10 protein-coding genes are annotated in these 19,727 nt (G+C 31.2%); all 10 read right to left on the reverse strand.

Going from position 1 to position 19,727, the window contains the following annotated elements:
• Positions 1-2: 2 nt before the first annotated feature.
• The 10 genes from LOS86_RS08780 to LOS86_RS08825 all read right to left on the reverse strand — a co-directional run bounded on the left by LOS86_RS08780 (position 3) and on the right by LOS86_RS08825 (position 19,404).
• Positions 3-923, reverse strand: a complete 921-nt coding sequence (locus tag LOS86_RS08780) for a glycoside hydrolase family 17 protein (protein ID WP_231841731.1) — start codon at positions 921-923, stop codon at positions 3-5.
• Between the two features lie 15 nt (positions 924-938).
• Positions 939-2,378 (reverse strand): MFS transporter, encoded by a 1,440-nt coding sequence (locus LOS86_RS08785; RefSeq protein ID WP_231841732.1) that lies wholly within the window; start codon positions 2,376-2,378, stop codon positions 939-941.
• Between the two features lie 14 nt (positions 2,379-2,392).
• The gene (locus LOS86_RS08790) at positions 2,393-3,880 is read right to left on the reverse strand and encodes a glycoside hydrolase family 30 protein (RefSeq protein ID WP_231841733.1); all 1,488 of its coding nucleotides are present in this window, start codon (positions 3,878-3,880) and stop codon (positions 2,393-2,395) included.
• A 1-nt stretch (position 3,881) separates the two neighbouring features.
• Positions 3,882-5,174 (reverse strand): glycosyl hydrolase family 17 protein, encoded by a 1,293-nt coding sequence (locus tag LOS86_RS08795; RefSeq protein ID WP_231841734.1) that lies wholly within the window; start codon positions 5,172-5,174, stop codon positions 3,882-3,884.
• Positions 5,175-5,186: 12 nt separating this feature from the next.
• Positions 5,187-8,663, reverse strand: coding sequence for a 1,3-beta-D-glucan phosphorylase, GH149 family (locus LOS86_RS08800; protein WP_231841735.1), 3,477 nt, complete (start codon positions 8,661-8,663; stop codon positions 5,187-5,189).
• Between the two features lie 99 nt (positions 8,664-8,762).
• Positions 8,763-9,575 carry a glycoside hydrolase family 16 protein gene (locus LOS86_RS08805; RefSeq protein WP_231841736.1) on the reverse strand — a complete coding sequence of 271 codons (813 nt, stop codon included), beginning with the start codon at positions 9,573-9,575 and terminating at the stop codon, positions 8,763-8,765.
• A gap of 33 nt (positions 9,576-9,608) precedes the next feature.
• The gene (locus LOS86_RS08810) at positions 9,609-11,024 is read right to left on the reverse strand and encodes an Ig-like domain-containing protein (RefSeq protein ID WP_231841737.1); all 1,416 of its coding nucleotides are present in this window, start codon (positions 11,022-11,024) and stop codon (positions 9,609-9,611) included.
• Positions 11,025-11,040: 16 nt separating this feature from the next.
• A complete protein-coding gene (locus tag LOS86_RS08815) occupies positions 11,041-14,157 on the reverse strand; it encodes a glycoside hydrolase 5 family protein (protein ID WP_231841738.1) in 3,117 nt (1,038 codons plus the stop codon).
• A gap of 254 nt (positions 14,158-14,411) precedes the next feature.
• Positions 14,412-17,222 carry a helix-turn-helix and ligand-binding sensor domain-containing protein gene (locus LOS86_RS08820; protein WP_231841739.1) on the reverse strand — a complete coding sequence of 937 codons (2,811 nt, stop codon included), beginning with the start codon at positions 17,220-17,222 and terminating at the stop codon, positions 14,412-14,414.
• Between the two features lie 109 nt (positions 17,223-17,331).
• Positions 17,332-19,404, reverse strand: a complete 2,073-nt coding sequence (locus LOS86_RS08825) for a T9SS type A sorting domain-containing protein (RefSeq protein WP_231841740.1) — start codon at positions 19,402-19,404, stop codon at positions 17,332-17,334.
• Positions 19,405-19,727 lie beyond the last annotated feature (323 nt).

The following is a 19,727-nucleotide window of genomic DNA, read 5'->3' on the forward strand; positions in this document are numbered from 1 at the left end:
TTTTAAAATTTTATTTTTTCATTTTTATCCCAAATACCCCAATGAGCTCCAACTTCTCCTTCGGGTCCTACTTTCCAAGATTCGTCAAAAGAAGAAAAGTAAAAAATCTCGATTTGCTCTGATTTTGACCATAATTGAGTATTGATAAAATACTTCATTGCATTTTCAATTGAAGGATGTGAATCTTTGAAACTTTCGCCTTGACTTGGCCAACCTGTTTCTGTAATAATCACTTTTTTACCATTGGCTGCAGCTAAAGCTTGATGATACATACTTTTCATATGTGCTAATGCATATTCTTGATTGGTTCCTTCCCAATACGGATAACAATTGGTTAAGATTACATCACATGCTTCTGTAATTCGAGGCTTAATGGTAAACTCATAATAAGCATCTACATATCCCACTGGAATGTGAGCTGGTATTTCGTCTCTTCCTTTTTTTATAAAAGCCAAAAGTTCATCTTCAGTTAAGTCTTTCCGATACATAACTTCATTTCCTATAGCAGCAATATCAACATAACCTTCATTTGCTAATTGAATTAAGGCATCCATTTCTTTTTCATTTTTCTCTGCATCATCACCTAACCATGCTCCAACAAGAGTTTTCATTCCTAGTTCACGTGCAATTTTCGGAACAAATTCGTTTCCTTCAGTACATGAAAAAGAACGAACCCATTTGGTGTAAGGAGCCATTATTTTTAAACGTCTTCTCACCTGTTCTTCAGAAATTTGGTCACCTGGTTTTTGGCCTTCTTCGTACATACTAAAACATAGGCCATGCATACCACTTTGAAGGCATTGAGAAAAAACTACAGATAACACCTCTGGAGAGGTATCTGTTAAATTAAGGCCGCTGCTAAATTCTGTATTAGCATTCTCATTATTCTTAGCATATAAAATATAATCGGTTCTAAATGACATAGTCTTATATATTTATTAAAGTATTCCTCTTCTACTTTCTAACTCTTCTTTAATTTCTTTAGCTCTTTTTTCATCTAAACTATATGACCACATTACCCAAATTGCTAAAGCAGCAGTTAAAACTGGAAGCGCAATATCAGTAATTCGCATACCTGTTAATGCTTCTGCCGTTTGAGTTGATGCCTTTGGATCATAACCTAAAACACTTAATATTATTCCTGAAAAAACTAAAGCTATTCCTTGACCAACTTTTATCATCCACCAATAAACAGCACCAAATGTTCCTTCTTTTCTTGGCATACCATTTTCTAACTCATCTAAATCACAAACATCGGCTGTCATACTCATCATAAGTGTAAACAAACATCCCATTCCAAATGCCATCAATGGAATAGGTAAAAATAACATATAAGGATTTTCTGGATCAAATCCCCACCATTTTAATATATATCCAAAAATAGAAATTGCAGTTGCATATATAAATGCTTTTCTTTTACCAAACTTGTTTGCCATGATGTTGATAATTGGAATTGCAATAAACGCAGTATAAAATGCTGTTACAGCTGGAAAAATTGCTATCCACCATTTTGATGCACCCCAATCACCATTAAACATATAATAATTTATAATAAATACACCAAATTCAGCAACAATTTGAAAACCGTTAAAAACTAAAAAAGTTGCTAAACATAACTTTACAAAAGGTTTGTTTTTTAATATTTGTTTAATATTGTAAAATATTTTAGCTCCACTTAAAAGAACATTTTTAAATGTCATTTGTTCTCTACCTTCAATTTTACTATCATCAATTCCTTTACAAAAAATTGCAGGTAAAATACCTAAAATGATTATGATAATCCCTCCTACTAATGCTATAATTCTTACACCTTGAGCTTGACTTGTAAATAAATCTTTATCAGGAATTAAAACATATAAAAAAGGAACAATCATCCAAGCTAATTGTCCTATTGTATTAGCAAATCCCATTAGTTTAGTTCTTTCCTTATAATCAGAAGTCATTTCATAACCTAATGCAATTAATGGTGTTGAAAAAATTGTATTACCAAAAATTAATAAAATCGAAAATATAAGTAAATACCAAAAATTGTACATTTCTGGACTTGTATCATGAATTTGCCAAAGAATAATAAAAATAATTCCTGTAAATATTGAACCTATAAAAATATAAGGTCTTCTCCTTCCATATTTAGATGTTGTATTGTCAGAAATATAACCCATTATTGGATCGGTTAATGCATCAAATATTCTGGGGATACCAACAATTAAACCAGCTAATATTGTATTCATTGCAAAACCTTCAGGAGATTTTAAAAACACAACAAATACACCTAGCAATCCTGGTATTAAATTATTAATTAAATGTCCTGAACCAAATGCCATTTTTTGAGTAAAAGGCACTTTATTTCTTGTTGATATTGAAACAATTTCTTTCATAATATAAAATTTATTTATTCTATCACCACTGTTTGCAAAGCTTTTGCAGGAATGGAAATTTCACTTTTGTTGTTATTTACCGTTATTTCAATTGAATGAGATTGTTCTGTAGGATTAAAAATGACCAAAGCAATTGAGTTATCTGGATTTTGAACAGCGGTTGCTTTTAAATCATTATTATTGATTTCGCAACCTATTTTAACAGCACCTGGACGCATGAACTTACTAAAATGCGACATCACATAATACAATGGCGTGAAGTAAACCTCATCGTTTTTATCATCTACAATAACAGGAGCAACACACCAATTTTTGAACCAATTTGGGCCACCTTGTCTATCTAAAACCATGTTCCAATCTACCCAACCATCAACTTGGTTATTCAAACAACCGATAATGTCTTCTGCATAGCGATTAACGGGAGCGTATTTTGGATGTAAATATTTATCTTGTTCACTTGCCCAATCCCAACCCCAATCGGTTGCTTCTTTTTTCCAATACCATGCGTCGTCTTGCCAATGTGGCATTTCTGAATCTACACAAGCTTCGGTTTGAATCAAATGTTTGTTTGGTGCTTTATTATGAGCATATTGTAAGGCTTCTGGGAAAACTTCATACGTACTTTCGTACCAATGAATTGCTGTTCCTGCGAAGTATTTTGATGTATTTTCATCTTTATACATCGCATCTACCCATTCTTGTAGACCAGCTCTGTTTTGGTCGTAACCTAAAATTTTAATAGCATTCCAACCGTCTTTTTCTAATTTTGGTCCCAAATGATTTTGGACAAACAAAGTCATTTCTTCAGGTGAAAATAATGTACTTTCCCAATTATTTCCATTGCCATGAGGTTCGTTAATAACAGTTAAACCCCAAATATCAATACCTTCTTTTTTGTAAGCTTCTAGATATTTTGAAAAATACAAAGCAAAAGTGTCGTTATATTCTGGCAGCAATTTTCCACCAACATAACTTTTGTTGTCTTTCATCCAAGGTGGACATGACCAAGGAGAAGCGATAATGTTAAATCCTTCTTTAGAAATTGCTTTTGCTTCTAAAATCATGGGAATAATATCGTCTTTATCGTCTTCGATAGTGAAATGTTCTAAGGCTAAGTCGTTTTCAACTTTAGCGTAAGTATAATTCTTTAGAGAGAAATCGCAAGAAGCTATAGTTGTTCTTGTTAGTGAGTAATTGGCACCATTTTCACTGAAGTAGGCCTCTAAAATTTTCTTTCTATTTTCTTTACTCAATTTATTCAATAAATGTGCAGAAGCTTCTGTAAAAGAACCTCCAAAACCAGTTATCGTTTGAAATTTTTTTTCAGGAATAAGATGAATTTCAATTTTGTTTTCAGATGTAGAAAATTCATTTACTTTTTTCAAAGCATTCCCACTTTCAGAAGTTTCATAAACCGTTACTTCTATCGCACTATCGACTCCTTTACAATTCATCATTGTTACAAGAATTAAAAAACTTACTATGTAATGAACAAACTTCATTTTATCCTTTTTTTGGTGGTGCTAAAACGGTTCTCATAACTAATTCTTTATTGCCTGAAAACGTTTTTTCAATTGGCTGCCCATTTCTTTTTAAATTGGTAAAAACCTTATCATCTACTGAATTCCACAACGTGAACTTTGCTTTTCCATCAACCGTAAAAATCCCGAAATGATTTTCTGAACCCTTTGGATTTTGACTGTCTTTCCAAGGTTCGTCAAATGCTTCAAAATAGAAACATGTGATTTTCTCTTTATTTGTCCAAGCTCGCATACTTTGGTAATACAAAGCTTGTTTATATTCGTCTGAAGCTTTTGAACCTTCAATTCCGTAGAAGCCATCTGAACTAGAAGCCCAACCCGTTTCTCCAATATGAATAGGTTTGTTTGGACTAATAGTGTGCACATAAGCTTTTACATTTTCATATTGTTTTTGAGCAAATAATTGTGCTCGAATCATTGCAGTTTCCACTTTTTGTAATTCATCAAAATGATTTTCATTACTTGACGTTTGCCAAAAATCAGGATTGTAATGCGTGTTGTGATACGGATACGTATGCATTGAAACATAATCAACCGCTTTTATGATTTCCTCTAAATCTTTAGTGTGATAACTTGTATCGCCTCCACCCCAAGAAGCAAAATCATCAGAACTAGTAATCCAAACCTGTTTCGGTAATTTATTTTGTTTTTTAAGATCTTGTAAATGGTTCACCCATTTTAAAATGATATTGGGTGTAACGTAATAACTGGTTGCCCAATTTACCATTGCCTCATTTCCAACAGCGATAATTTTTATAATTTCTGGATAGGCATTTGTTAAACGAACTGCTTCAGCAATTTCAATGGCATTTCTATCGCTTTCTTCGTTATGAATGGGTTCTAAATTTGTCCAAGCGTTTTTACAATCTATCCAAGCTCCAAGCATAACATACATTTCGAAATTGGAATCTTCCCTTTTTAATTGGGTAATTGCTTCTAATAAATTCGAAACTTCTTTGTAATGAACATTGTACGTTCTAACTATTTTGATATTTAATGCGGCTAAAATTTTTAAATCCTCTTTAATTTCAGCAATTGTAGGTTCAATTTCGCGTGTGTTTTTGCGATAACCGCCATAACAAATAGCTTGATAGTTGGGATTTCCTAATATTTGTTTAGCCGTTATTTCCATTGGTTTAGCATTCATTTCTTGGCTTTCTGATTTGGAATTACATGAAAAAAGCAAACACAAACTTCCCATCAAAAGAAAAACTTTTGAAAATGATGAAATAGCTATGTTTGTTTTGATTTTCATTTTGTAATCCTTTTATTTTAAATTGGTAGCAACTACACTTACAATTAGTTTCTCAATAATTCCTTTTCTGCCAAAGACATCTTGACTTGTTTTACCATCTAAAGATAATTGGTTCATTATTTTTGAATTTCCTTGATTATCAAATATTTCGATAGAAGATGACTCTGACAATTGATATACAACAGGAATTTGACAGAATGTAAACGCCAATGAATTTTCTTTTAATTCAATCGTTTTGTGTTCGAAATGAACATTTACATAATTAAACGTTTTAGGTTGTGTTAAAAACTCATCTTTTCTTAATAAACACGGGTTAAAATGTAAAACTCCATCTTTAATAAAAACACCTAGTTCACCAAAACGACTCAAAATATCTTCTTTTACTTGACCTGTCATTCCAGGTTGTTGTGCGCCTTTTCCTGCTGGTGTGTGCGAATAAGCATCGGTTGGGAAAGCACCGTAAAGTGTTGGCGATTTGTGAACGCCAATTCCTTCGTTTATTTCGTAATAGTGCTCTAATAAACGTCCGATAACTTCTGGTGATTCGTTTTCTTCGATGGCTTTTAGGCAACATTCTTGAACGGCTAATTGTAGTTTTGAAACCATGTGCCAATAAATTGAACCTAAGCCTTCGTAACCATAAAATGTTCCTGAACGACCAGTAAATGCTTTATGATTGAATATTTCCTCAAAGATTTCTAAAACTACATTTTCTTCTTTTTCAACTAATGCTTTAAAAGTGGTATTTTGTTTTACTTCTGCTAAAGCATTTTTCAAATCGTTGGCATTGTGGAAGTTTCCGTTGAAATGATAATTTCCTAAAACATCTTGATTAATGATTTGAGCATTTTTATTCGCTAATAAATTTTGTAATAATTCCGATTTTGCAACCGCTTCTTTGGATATAGTATTTTTTTCGATGAATTTTGGTAATTCTTTATTCGGATATAATAAATAACTGTATTGATCGTGTCTAAACAATTTACTTGTTTTTAATGCATCTAAAACTTTTAGATTTTCTTTTGATGACAAATAACCAGAACTCAAAACAGCCACTTGACCTTCTAACATTTCACTTAAATAAGAAATTGAAATTGAGTTGTTACTTTCAATCGTCATTAAGTTGTAGGCATGATATAAATCATCAGCACGTTTGTTAACTTCAATAGAATGTTCGATAAATTTCAAACTAACTTTAGTGAAGTTTTTCAAACCTTGCATAGAATGTGTTCTTTTTTTACCCCAAAATCCGCTGTTGTAAATTTGGTAACGGTAATCTGAAGCTGCTTTTCCTAATCGGTCTAATATTGCTTTTCTGGTAACATCGTCGATTTTACCTGAAAGTAGGTGTTCGTTTTCTAACAAACATTCTCTAACTTCATGATAGAATTCGACCATTTCATTAGAAATTTTGATGTTCTCTAAGTTCGAATTGTCTAATAATTGTTCGAAAAACTTCAAGAAACGTCTCAAATAATACAACGTAACCATCGAAACTCCGTTACCTACTAAAGCGTTGTTGGCGTCGTTCCATTCTGGTCGTTGTGTGTTCATCCAAATGCCGGCTTCTGGAATAAAGTTGGACATTTTAGATAAAACCGTAGCTAATATTTTTTCGATGAAATTTACGTGATAAATGCTCTTATCGTTACTGTGTAACAAAGCACCATCCGCACCTAATTGTTGTTTTCTATCGTTGATTAATTTTTCCCAAGAATGACTGTATTCAATAGTATCTTTTGGATTTTTTAGAATTTCATCATACGGTTTAATGATGTACGGAACAGCTGCATATACGAAACAATCGGTTTCAAAATAATCGTTTAGTTTTCCTGGAGCATATTTTTCACAAAATTCTAAGAACTTCAACAAATAAATGATTTGGTGATCGCCCCAATATCCAATATATGACCAAGGATTATCAGGTTCAATCGCTTCCCAATCGAAACCATCTTTGGTAACACGATATGGATTATACCCATCAAAAGTAGAAGCATTTAAGAATTTGTGAATCATATTATCGATAAACTCTGGATACGAATGCGCTAGCGCTTCCCAATTTTGGAAAATATCACGCCAGTTACCTTGATAATCTAATATTTTAGAACCATCTATTTCATTGGTAGTATTAATCGAAAACTTATTCCAAGGTCGGCTTGGATCACCGTGTCTTCTACTAAATTTTAAAGGTAAATATTCAAAACTTAAACGTTCAAAATTTAAGTTGTTTTGTTTTTTTGCAAATTCTTTTAAGGATTGAAGCGAAAATATTTCAGGTAATTGTCCGATTTTATCTGCTAACAAACGATAGACTTCAGTATTTGCTTTTTTAATGTATACTATAAAATCCTGTTTTTCAATATGGTAGTTGTAATCGAAAATTCCTCCACGCATAATATTGAAAAGCGTGTTTGAAAAGTGTCTTGTATCGCGAAGATGATCTTCGGTAGCTTGAAGTGCATCAGATGACGCATTGATTTCAATTAATTTTTGAGTACCAAGATTTATATCTTCTTTAATTTGATATTCTAAAGTTCCATCATTAGAAATAGTTTCGATTAATTGAATGATGTCAGCATGATTTTGATTCACATTAGCAACAATCATCCAATTTTTATCTGAATTTTGATTTAAGTTAAAAGTTGTATTGATGAAATAAGCGCCTTTCTCTCCTTTGATATCCAATTCTGGAAGTACATTTTGATTTCTTCTGAAATTAGCAAGTTGTAGCGATGATAATAAATACGTTGGGTTATCAAATCCTAAAGAGAAAACCGTATTGGCTTTTAATGCTTCGCTTGGTTCGGCTTTATCAACGATGATAGCACTTAAAGCGAAAATTCCTAATCCACTGTTTGGATGTAATTCACTTCTTTTATAAGCATCTACTAAGTTACTGGTTGATGCTTGTAAATCGCTACTTACTCCGTGTGGCATGATGTTTTGAATTCCGTCTAAAACAGAAATTTGATAGGATTTATCGGAATAATTTTTAATGGAAGCTTGTTTTACAAATCCGAATTTATTACTTGAATTCCATTCGTAAGAAAAAGAAAGTTCTAAATCGTGATTGATTTCTTCGAATATAATTTTATTACCGTAAAAGTTTTTATATAAGTTTCTAGAAATGGAATACTTATCTGTAAAACGTTCAGAAAATGGTTCCCAAATTAATGTTTGGTTGTTGTACGAAACTTGAAAAATAGTTTTACTACCTGTAATTTCTGCAGATTCGGTAATTTTATCATCGGTGTAATATGGAAAAAGAGCAAACTCTGCATTTTTTCTTCCGGCAGTTAATCCGCCATTGCTTGAAATAAACATCCAGTGATTGGAATCGCTTACGATACTCATAAAAAATGGTCGCATGCAATCGCTATTGCTTATTTTATAAAATTGTTCACCGTTAAACGTTACGACATCCATAGAAACCGATTTATTATTGTTTTCTAAAGCTACATTAACATTGTCTTTCATTCCTAAAATCATAATTGCGTTGCTTCAATTTGTTTTGCATAGAAATCCACTACTAGACTTTTTTATGTAAAAAAGTCTAGTAAATGAATTTAAATTATATCAAAATTTATTTTATTGGTAAATTCTTACGTAATCCACTAACATTTCTTGTGGGAAAGTTGTTTCACTATTTGGTGATCCAGGTAAATTTCCACCCACAGCCATATTTAAAATGATGTAAAATGGTTTATTAAAAACCCATTCGCCAGGAACATCTTCTGGAGTAATTTGATTGTAAAGTTTATCATCTATATAATAATTGATGTAATCTTCACCCCATTCAATTCCAAAAATGTGGAAATCAGTATCAAAACGACTATTGGTTAAAGTGAAATTTTTAGAAATAGAAGCTCCTCCTGAATAACCAGGACCATGAACGGTACCAAAAGCAGTTATTGGATTACTTCCTAAATACTCCATAATATCAATTTCACCACAGTTAGGCCAACCTACTTCGTCAATATCTTCACCTAACATCCAGAAAGCAGGCCATAAACCTTGTCCTAACGGACATTTGATTCTAGCCTCAATTCTACCATATTTTTGTTCTACTTTACCTTTAGTCAAAATTCTAGCTGAAGTGTAGTTCGATCCCATATATAATTCTTGTCGAGCGGTAATTTTTAGCATTCCGTTTTCTACAACAATATTCTCAGGACGACTAGTGTAATACTGTGATTCATTATTTCCCCAGCCGTTATTACCTGTACCAATATCATAACTCCAATAGGCACTATTTGGCGCACCATCTACATCAAATTCATCTTGCATTACTAAATTATTCATAGTAGTAACCGTTTGTTTTTCATCTGTAGAACATCCCATAATGGATACTATAACAGTAATTAATGCTAAAGACTTTATGGTTCTATATTTTATACTCATGATGTTTAGTTTAAATTAAATTACTTACTGATACTAGTTGTAGAAATAAACGTTATCTACATAAATTACAGAACCATCACCGCCTTCAAGGATGATTTGCGCAAGATGAGATCTACTTGCAAGTCCAGGCATTGCTGAGAATGGAATATCAATTGACATCCAATTTTGTGACACCACAAAAGGAGCAGTAAAAGTTGTAGAATGTCTAGTATCATCACCTCCACTATAAGCACCATTAGCTCCAAAATCAACAATAATAACTCTCAATTGTCTACCTGGTGCTATTGTTCCAGGAATGAATGCATCCATGTGAAAATGTGTCATAGTAGTTGCATCTACAGTAGGAGCACTAAATTCTATACCTACGAAATTGAAAATGGTATAATTTAAAATATTATCTCCATTTACCGAAAAATCGTTAGAAACTGTTGTTTGCCATGGTTGCCAATAACCATTGTAATAATTAACCGGTACATTATTATATGCATCTGAGAAAATTGAAATTACATTTGCTTGGCTCCTAGAAGGTGTTGGCGCATGAACAAAATTACCAGCGCAATTGATAGTTAAACTACCAGTTGCTTGAACACCATTCACAGTAGCAGTAATTACAGCAGTTCCTGCACTAAGAGAAGTAACCATTCCATTAGTATCCACTGTTGCAACAGATGGATTTGAAGATGAAAATTCGAAATAACCTGGGCTTAAACTTACTATTTGATTTTGACCACTAGGAAGATTGAAAGTAGAAATAATTCCAGTTACACTTGAGTTAACTCCAACAAACGTATTGATAGAAGCATTATTTCCATCCATTATAGAAGCACTAATTGTTCTAATTGTTCCTAATTTTTCAAATTTTAAATCATCAATCCAAAAAGTGTATCCCATTCCATTTGTTCCTTGCGTTCCAGCTGCATAACGAAACATACCTCTTTCTTGTACAAGCTTTGTTGGATCTGGGATTGGGATAATTACTTTAGTCCAATTCGTACCCACACTAACATTAGTAATGGTAGCCATGTATTTATTTGGATAAAAATCTTCACCAAAACCTAACTCAGCAATTGTAACTCCTTGAGAAGCTTTAATGTAAAAAGTTAAAGCATCAAAATCAGTTAAATTTCGACCTGCACCTTCGGTTCTAAATATAGCGCCAGCGTAATTTCCTTCTGGATCATTTGCATTTGGTACATCAAAACGTAAAGACACATTACTGTTATATCCTTCAGATCTATCAATTGACCAAGCGGTTGCTTTAGACCCTCCATAAGGAAAGTAAAAATCTGACCCCATTCCTACAAAATCATCGGTGAAGATATTTCCAATTTTTGGAAAAGTAGCAACAGTAGCTTCATCAGATAATTCTCTCTCGCAACTTGTAATCATTGTTGTTACTGTTGCAAGAAGAAAAAATGCTTTTAAATAATTAAACTTACTATTTTTCATATTTTTCAATTTTTTATTATTTACCAATATTAATGTGAATATATGTTCTGATTTCCCACTCTGAACCATTACCAAAACCTACCGGACTTAATACTGGTACTGGAGGATAAGTGTTTTCAGGAACATATGTTGGTGAATATCTTGGAGAATATTGATCTAAAGATCTCCAAATACCCATGATTCCTATACGTGTATCAGGTAAGATGAACCAGCTTGGTTTTCCTACAGATGTAGAAATATCAATTGAACTTTGAACAGGATAAGTCAAGTTAAAATCGCGGTGGTAGTCAAATGGTCCCCAATCGTTGAATTTCAAAGAAGAAACTACTTTAACTTTTTTGTAAATCATTCTAACATCTCCCCCTGCTCTATTAATAGTTCTTTGAGAGTCACCGTTAGCTTGTCCATTTCCAAAATATAAGTTAGCAATAAAACCTAAATCAGGAGAAATTTTTGAAACAATTCTTGTGTTTGATTCCCATAAATCTTTTGCTGGAGCAGAACGTTCAAACGCAAATTGGGTTCTATTTGATAAAAATCCGATGGCAGCATCCATTGTTGTTGGTAAATGACGATAAACAAATCCTGTACTGATAGCAAATTTTGCATCTTCCACCATATCATTGTTCCATTCGTACATCCAAGTTCCAGGTGTTGGATCATACGTTAATAATAACTCTCCTCCTACTGTTTCACGGTTAGCTCTTACAATAAATGGATCATCTAAAATATTTCTTAATCTACCTGGTGCATCAACTCCGTTTGGCATAGCATCAACTAGAGGCTTTTGCCATAAGAAGTTTGGAGCAATTTGTAAATTTGAATTCACATTATAAGTAAAACCAGCTAAGAAGTTCATTTGGTTTCCACTTCCGCTATCTTTTAATCTCCAACCCGTAAATGTTTGAGTATAATCGCCACCACCATTAGCAACTAATCCTTGAATAGCTCCCTGTGTGTATGCATTGAATCTTCCTTTTGAGAAAGTTAATTTTGCTTTTCCTCCCCAATTGTCTTTGTTGTTAATTTTATCTACTTTAACTACATCACCATCCATCATTTGGAATTCTCTTCCGTTTAAAGGTTGTCCTCCCCAAATACCCCCAACTTCAACACCTAAATTTCCTAATTTAGTTTGGAAATAAACGGTTGCTCTTCTTGTTTTTGGTTGTGGAATAAAAATAGATGTATTGGCTTGAGCAGCACTTGAAACGTCTTCATGATAAACTGCTGCTGCATTAACTTTTCCAATTTTTGTGTTGTATTTTAATAAGTATGCTGGGTTAGCTCCCCACCATAATTGCGGACCAAAAGCAGCTTTTAATCCGTCTAAACTTCCTCTACCATCAATTTCAAAACCTAGAGTTTCTCCGTTGTAGATATCTAAATTAGGTCCGTAATTAGCCTCAGGATACAATCCGAAGAAATCACCTTCATAACCCCAATGATAATGACCTGTTCTGTAAAAACCTCTTAATTCAAAATCTTTAGCAGTCCATTTATAAGACGCATTATAAATTTGAACTCTATTAACATCAGTTGTTGTAACTTCGCCTTCGTCAGTTACAATATTTTGAGCTCTACCTCTATTCTCGTAGAAAATTTCGTTTATTGGATTTTCAGCAACATGACCTAAGATATTAAAATTCACATTTGCTTTCATATTTGCAGAAGGATTTCCTTCTACACCAATAAAATAAGATTGCATGTGGTCAAAACCTAATCGATTTGGATAGGTATTCGTATTTGGATCATCAGCCTCTGGAGTAGTTAGTAAACTTCCACCTGTGTTAAAAGTTGTAAACTCTGCTCTTAGGTTACTTAATTTTATAATTCCACCATCATTTGCAGCTAAAGCAGCTTTATCACCACGTGCTCTCAAGGTAGCATCCATTAAATTAGTTTCATTAAAGTGACTAGAAATAACTTGATTACTAACACCTTCTTTAAATGGATTTAATTTGTGAATGTCTTTTAATACATAATATGCAGCTCTTGGATATAATTGATAATGCCCTTTTTCGTTTGTTGGCCCTTTAGCACATATACCAAACCACTCTTCGTTCATGTTATTTTGACCTTCAGTATAATCTTTTTGATATCCTCCGTTTGACCATGAAGCATTAGAATCATGTAAATCTAAATTTTTAGTTTGACCGTATTTCCACCAACCGTCACTAAATTGAAAAGTATAACCTCCAATAGCATTTCCAGTTTTACCTAAACCTGCAGCATTTTCATAAATTTCTTTCCAATTACCTTTCAAATAGAAAGCTTGTGCATTTTGATCTTCTTGATTCGTTTGAACATTGAAAGCATCAGCACCAAACTCTGTAAATAATACTGGTTTTCCGTATTCTTTTTTAACTCTTTCAAATAAATCTCCAAAAGAAACCCCACGATAAACGTTAGTACCAAAAACATCTACATCTTTACATTCTTTAGCAATAATATCAAGGAAAAGTAAATCTCCATTACAAATTGCAATTGGATGATTTGAATCGATTGCTTTCATTGCAACTGTAGCTTCATTAAAAAGTTTATACATTGAGTATGCACGAACTGTTGATTTTCTATCTTCAATAGGAATATCTTCTGTTTCCGCACCATCCCAAAATAGTCCGTAATTATTTTCATTTCCTAGTAGGAATAATAATAATCCTTTAGTGTCTTTATATTCTGAAGCAAGTTCTGTAACTTCCTTTAAAAGTAATTCACGAGTTTTAGGATCTGAATATTCAGTATTAGGTTTCCATACACCATCTATAGTAAGTCCATATCTACCAAAAGAATGATTTAACATGGTATAAATACCATAATTCTCATATATGTATTCAATCCATTTTTTTGGAATACCTGAATAAACACGTATCGAGTTAACCCCCATGTTTTGAAGTAATCCCATTTCGTCATCTAAAGCTTGACGTATAAAATCATCTGATTGATTCCATAGACTGTAGGAATAGTTAGTTCCAATAGGAAAATAATCCCAGTTCATTCCGTTAATCATAAAATCTTTTCCTCCGACTTTAAGTTTCATACCAGAATCGCTATTCTCAATTACTACTTTCTCTGTTTGAGCATACATAGTAAAAGAATAACATAAGATTAATGACAAAATAATTTTTCTCATTTGTTGTATGGATTTAAAAAATTAATATTCTGTAAAAATTGAATTCGCTAATGATTTTATAAAAATAACTAGTAAATATTACATTTTTGATAAAATTAACCTCAACAAAAAACATACATCGCAAAAAAGTACTATAAAATCCTAAAAAATCGCCATAAATAATTGATTTAGCAAGAATAAAAAGATTAAAACTAATTGTTAAATCATAAACTAAATATTAAATGTTGAGGTGTTGTATAGGTATTTTTAAGGTATTAAATTGATAATAAATACTCCACTAGACCTGTTTCATGCGGAAGATTCATTTTTTTACGCAAACGATATCGTTTTATCTCAATACTTCTTACTGAAATATTAAGAAGCGGAGCAATTTCTTTAGAGGATAAATTCAATCTTAAATAGGCACAAAGCCTCAAATCATTAGGCGTTAAAGTTGGATGATTTTCTTTAACTTTCTTCAAGAAATTGTTATCGGCACTATCAAATGCTTCTTTAAAAATATTCCAAGTATTTTCTTCTTTTACATTCTTATTAATAGTTGAAATTACCGATTTAATACTTCGATTTGTTGAACTATCTGTTGAGTTTTTTAAATCGGCTTTAATGATGTTGAGTAGCTCTGTTTTTTTAATCAAATTCATATTGGTTACCGCCAACTCTTTGTTTTTCTTATCAACATCTTGAGCTAATTGCTCATTTTTAATTTTCATTATCTGTTGTTCGTTCTCCAACTCCTTAAGCTCTAGAAGCATATTATTTTCAGCAATTATCTTTTGATGTCTTTTCTCATGATAAATGGTGTAAAATTTATGAATATAAAATGCTAAAATGATTAACAGAATAAAATAAATAAACATCGCAAAATTATTCGCATACCAAGGCTTATTAATTTCAAAAGAATAGGTTGCAATGTTGTCTGTCATAGAATTTGCTACTTTAGCTCGAACACTAAACAGATAGTTACCAGATGGTAAATTTTCAAAAAATACTTGTGAATTAAAAGACCAATCGCTCCATTCTTCATGCAAACCTTCTAATTTATATTGGTACTCAGCATTGATATACTTATCATATTCTGGTACAGCAAAGTAAAATGCTAGATTATTATCATCATAATCAAAACTACCTTCTTCTTGAATAGAAACATTAGTAGATTTTTCATTAATTGAATTATTTGTAATCCCAAAAATGGAAACTTTATAATTATTAAATTTAAAATCGTTATTTTTTAAAATATAAAAACCATCTGTTGTTCCTATAAGATAATTATCGTCTTCTAATTGAAGAATATTTTCATATCCAGGCATCGAATTTGTCAACGAAGATGGTATTGGTAAACTATTTCTTTTTAAATCAGGAGTCAGTTTTCCTGCTGAATAGTAATAAATATAATGCTTTGTAAAAAACCAAAGTTTGTTAGATTTATCCACTATCATCTTTCCTGTTACATATTCATCATTTTGAAACATTGAACTTAACGATGAATCTAAATCAAATGATTTAGTTTTGTTATTCATTTTAAATACACCTGCTTTAGAAGCATAATAAATATGATCATTATATTTAATTAAAGAGGCATTTTTACCTTTTTCAGGATTTTTATATTTGAAAATATTGGAAGCAGATGTTAATTGTGAATCAATTGTAAAACGGTAAACACCTTTGTACTCATGACTTACAAATACTTCTTTTGAATTTAAAATTTCAAAATGTTTAGAGGAATAATTAAATCCGTTGATTTTGTTCCTAAAAACCCAGTTATTATTTTTTTTCTCTAAAACCGAGATACCATTATAATTTCCTTGTAATATAAGATTACTAGAAACTGTTGAAGGAACAAATTTCCATGTACCAGAAGCGGAGTAAATTAAATTTGCTACCCCATCATTCACTATAAAAGTTCCAGAATCATGTCCGCAAAAAAGTGTGTTTTGATAAGAAAATAAATTCCAAACCTGACCTTTAGTATTTTTTACAAATTCAAACTTAGCAGAAGAAAATAAATCTTTACAAAACAACCCTTGATTTGTACCAATATATAACTTATTGTTATGTGTTATAGAAGTATAAATTGTACCTAAAATCCCCGTATTATCTAAATAATTTTTAATTGGTGATTTTATATTTAAACAATTTATTCCATTATCTAACCCTATCCACAAATTTTTATCTAAATCTTCAAAAAGTGAAAGCGCTGTATTATTACTTAAACCTGAATTTTGTGTAATATGATATATTAAATTTCCTTCCTTAGATAAAATAAATACTCCATTAGAAATAGAGCCCAAAGCAATACTTTGATCCGATAGAATTTGACAACTGTATATGTTACTTTGTTCTATTTCAGCATCAATATTTGTGAAAAATTTAGATAAAATTCCGTTTTGATATTTAAAAATTCCTTTCTTTTGAGTTACTAGTAGCAAACCATTATTGGTATCAAAAATTGTAATGATTTTATTTTGATTGATAATTTCGTTGTTTAAAAATAGTTTGCTTTTTCCTTGATCAATTTCATATAACCCTTTATTTGTTTGGAAATATATGGTATTAACTGTTTGAAAAGCTTTTAAAATTGTACTATTTGGATTTATGATAGTGAACAATTTTGTTTTAGTATTATAAGCATAAATTTTCTCTAATGATTGAAAAAGAATCCAATTATCAAAAGGAAATATACCCCAAAACTGTTCATCATCATTAATTTTATCTTTAATGGCATGGCTTAATGAAGTGTAAACCAACTGACCGTTTTCGGCTCTTTTCCAAAAACCAAATTCCATGAAGGAACCTGTATAAACAACATCATTAATACATTTTACAGATCGAATAATAGTTTCATTTGGAGAAGGATATAGAATCCATTTTGAACCATTAAATTCAAGTAATCCTTCATTATTTGCAAAATACATAAAACGATGATTATCTTGTGAAATCATCCAATTCTGAATACCCGCTTTATAATCTTCTTTTGAGTATTTTACAATAGGAGGCAACTGCTGTGCTAATCCAAACAAAGAAAATAAAGCTAAAAAGAGCTTGAAAATTGTTTTTGAAAATTGCATTTTTTTATAATTTGTTACTAAAGATATGTATTAATTTATTTATAAAAAAATGATAGCAAAAAAAAGACTGTCATTTCTGACAGTCTTTTATAAAAATACAAAATAGTATTTATTCTTTTATAAACTTAGTTGAAGAAACATTTCCGTCAATCATAGTTTTAATAACATAGATACCTGAATTCAAGCTTGAAACATCTAAACTAATTGAAGTACCTTCTGTTTGTTTGTTCATTACTTCTTGTCCTAAAACATTATAAACTGCTATGTTTTGAATAACTCCATTAGCTTCTATATTTAAAATATTTGAAGTAGGATTAGGATATAATTTTACTTTAGTTGTTGCAAAGCTATCATTAGATAATACAGTATTTTTATGTAAATAAATATTGTCAACATAAACTGATCCTAAATTTGATGTAATCAAAAATTGATATAATGCTTCTCTACTTTGTGCTCCTGCAAAAGATGTTAAAGGCACATCAATAGAAACCCATGAACCAGTTGTAGTTGGTAAATGCGTTAACAATAAAGCTGAAGTTTCACCAGCTTGACCTGCATGATTTGACCATTTAGGATTTAATACTTTTCCAACTAAATCAGTTCCTGCATCGATATAATAATCCATATGAAAATGAGTCATTGAAGTTGCATCTTCATAATTTGCTAATTGAACACCTAAGAAGTTTCCAAAATTAATTTTCTTCATAGCATTACCAGATAATGTTATATCTTGAATGTTTGAATCATCCCAAGAGGTTGACCATTCTGATACTGGAACATTAGTGTAAGCATCACTAAATAAAGAAATAACATCAGAAGTTGCTCTGTTTGGTGGTGTTGGTGCATTTGTAGATGGACCAGTTAAAACAAAATTAACAGTGTAAATACTTGTTTCTAAACCATTAGCTGAAGTTACTGTAATTGTAGCTGAACCTGGTAAAGTTGAAGCTTGTGAAATAATATATGAAGCAGATGCATTTGTAGTCGTAACACTAGTGATTTGAGGTACAACTGTAGTTCCTGTTAATAATTCATAATTATAGGTTTGAATTGTAGAACCAAATCCTGGAATAGTTGAACCATCTACTTGAAGGTCACTCAATGTTGCATCAGCAGTAGGATCTACAGAATTTTTCCAAAAATAAATATTATCAAAATAAAAATCTGCTGGAACAGAACTACCAGGACCATTTGCAGCAAATTTCATTTGATAAACATTAGTCCAAGTCATTCCTGTAAACGCTGACTTAGGAATATCTACACTATACCATTGTCCTTGAACGTGGTTAATTGTTACTAAAAACTCAGAAGCACCACCTGCATTACTAATTGGACTTACTTGTAGTATAGTATTTGCAGGATTTGCATTAGACCAAACATCTACATGCAAGTATTCCATTGCTGATAAATTAGTACCTGTTAATTCTGTACCTTGATAATTAAAATTTGTATATGCTAATATATTGTTACCAGAAGTTACAGTAAAATTAGGATTTACAGAACCACTTTGACCCCAGTTTGGATTTAGATTAGTTGCTATACTAGTGTAAGAATCACTAAAAACAGAAACTACATTAGCTTGTAAATGTGTAGGTGTTGGTGCATTTGTTGTTGGCACTGATGTAGAACATGGAGCACATGTACCTCCACAATCAATTCCCGTTTCAGTTCCATCTTGAATACCATTAGAACAAGTATTAACAACTTCAACTACAGATACATTATCAATAAAAACATATCCAACAGCTGCTCCCATATCAAAAATAACTCTGTCTGTCACAGTATTACCATAATTAATAGTAATATCATAAGAAAAAGTTTGAGGAGTTGAAGTTAATGTTGGCGTATAAGTTAAAGCGGCATAAGGAGCATTATTTTGACCTAAACCAGCAATAATTGTTCTTGAACCTGTAATAAGGTCAGTGTATGCATCAAAAGTAAATCTATATGTTTTACCATCTTCTAATACAACATCTTGACTTAAATTAACGTCCCAAGGATTACCAGCGGCACCAATGTTAGCTTCGTTTACAAAGTTACCTCCGCCTAAATCTACTACATTCGCAGCATTGTTGTACCAAGGAGCTGCAGATCCCGTTTGAAAATCACCATTAGTTACTAGATTTTGAGCAAAACCTAATGAAGCGGTAATTAATGTTAACAAAAAAGTAATTTTTTTCATAATATCTAAATTTAATTAGTTAAATAATAATAATTGTAAATTTAAATTATATTTTTTTTAAACAATTCACAATTTATATATACAAACTATACAACATGACTTTTAAAGCTATAATGTAAGAAAAAAACATTGAAAACATAAAATATTGATTTACAATACTTTATATTTATTAAAAAATGTTAAATTTTTTAAATGTATAGTTAATGTATAGTTTTTAATTTGATAAAATTAGTAACTATAACGATTTCTTAATAGTAAAATTAATAAAATCAAACATCTAAAAACTGTAGTAAAGTAATAACTTAAATTAGATTAATTATCTT

Source organism: Flavobacterium cyclinae, assembly GCF_021172145.1.
GTDB classification, from domain to species: domain Bacteria; phylum Bacteroidota; class Bacteroidia; order Flavobacteriales; family Flavobacteriaceae; genus Flavobacterium; species Flavobacterium cyclinae.

Bases quoted from the DNA above. Each gene is read 5' to 3' on its own strand.
- LOS86_RS08800 (WP_231841735.1), bottom strand. From the start codon at position 8,663: ATGATTTTAGGAATGAAAGACAATGTTAATGTAGCTTTAGAAAACAAT.
- LOS86_RS08795 (WP_231841734.1), bottom strand. From the start codon at position 5,174: ATGAAAATCAAAACAAACATAGCTATTTCATCATTTTCAAAAGTTTTT.
- LOS86_RS08790 (WP_231841733.1), bottom strand. From the start codon at position 3,880: ATGAAGTTTGTTCATTACATAGTAAGTTTTTTAATTCTTGTAACAATG.
- LOS86_RS08820 (WP_231841739.1), bottom strand. From the start codon at position 17,222: ATGCAATTTTCAAAAACAATTTTCAAGCTCTTTTTAGCTTTATTTTCT.
- LOS86_RS08815 (WP_231841738.1), bottom strand. From the start codon at position 14,157: ATGAGAAAAATTATTTTGTCATTAATCTTATGTTATTCTTTTACTATG.
- LOS86_RS08785 (WP_231841732.1), bottom strand. From the start codon at position 2,378: ATGAAAGAAATTGTTTCAATATCAACAAGAAATAAAGTGCCTTTTACT.
- LOS86_RS08810 (WP_231841737.1), bottom strand. From the start codon at position 11,024: ATGAAAAATAGTAAGTTTAATTATTTAAAAGCATTTTTTCTTCTTGCA.
- LOS86_RS08780 (WP_231841731.1), bottom strand. From the start codon at position 923: ATGTCATTTAGAACCGATTATATTTTATATGCTAAGAATAATGAGAAT.
- LOS86_RS08805 (WP_231841736.1), bottom strand. From the start codon at position 9,575: ATGAGTATAAAATATAGAACCATAAAGTCTTTAGCATTAATTACTGTT.
- LOS86_RS08825 (WP_231841740.1), bottom strand. From the start codon at position 19,404: ATGAAAAAAATTACTTTTTTGTTAACATTAATTACCGCTTCATTAGGT.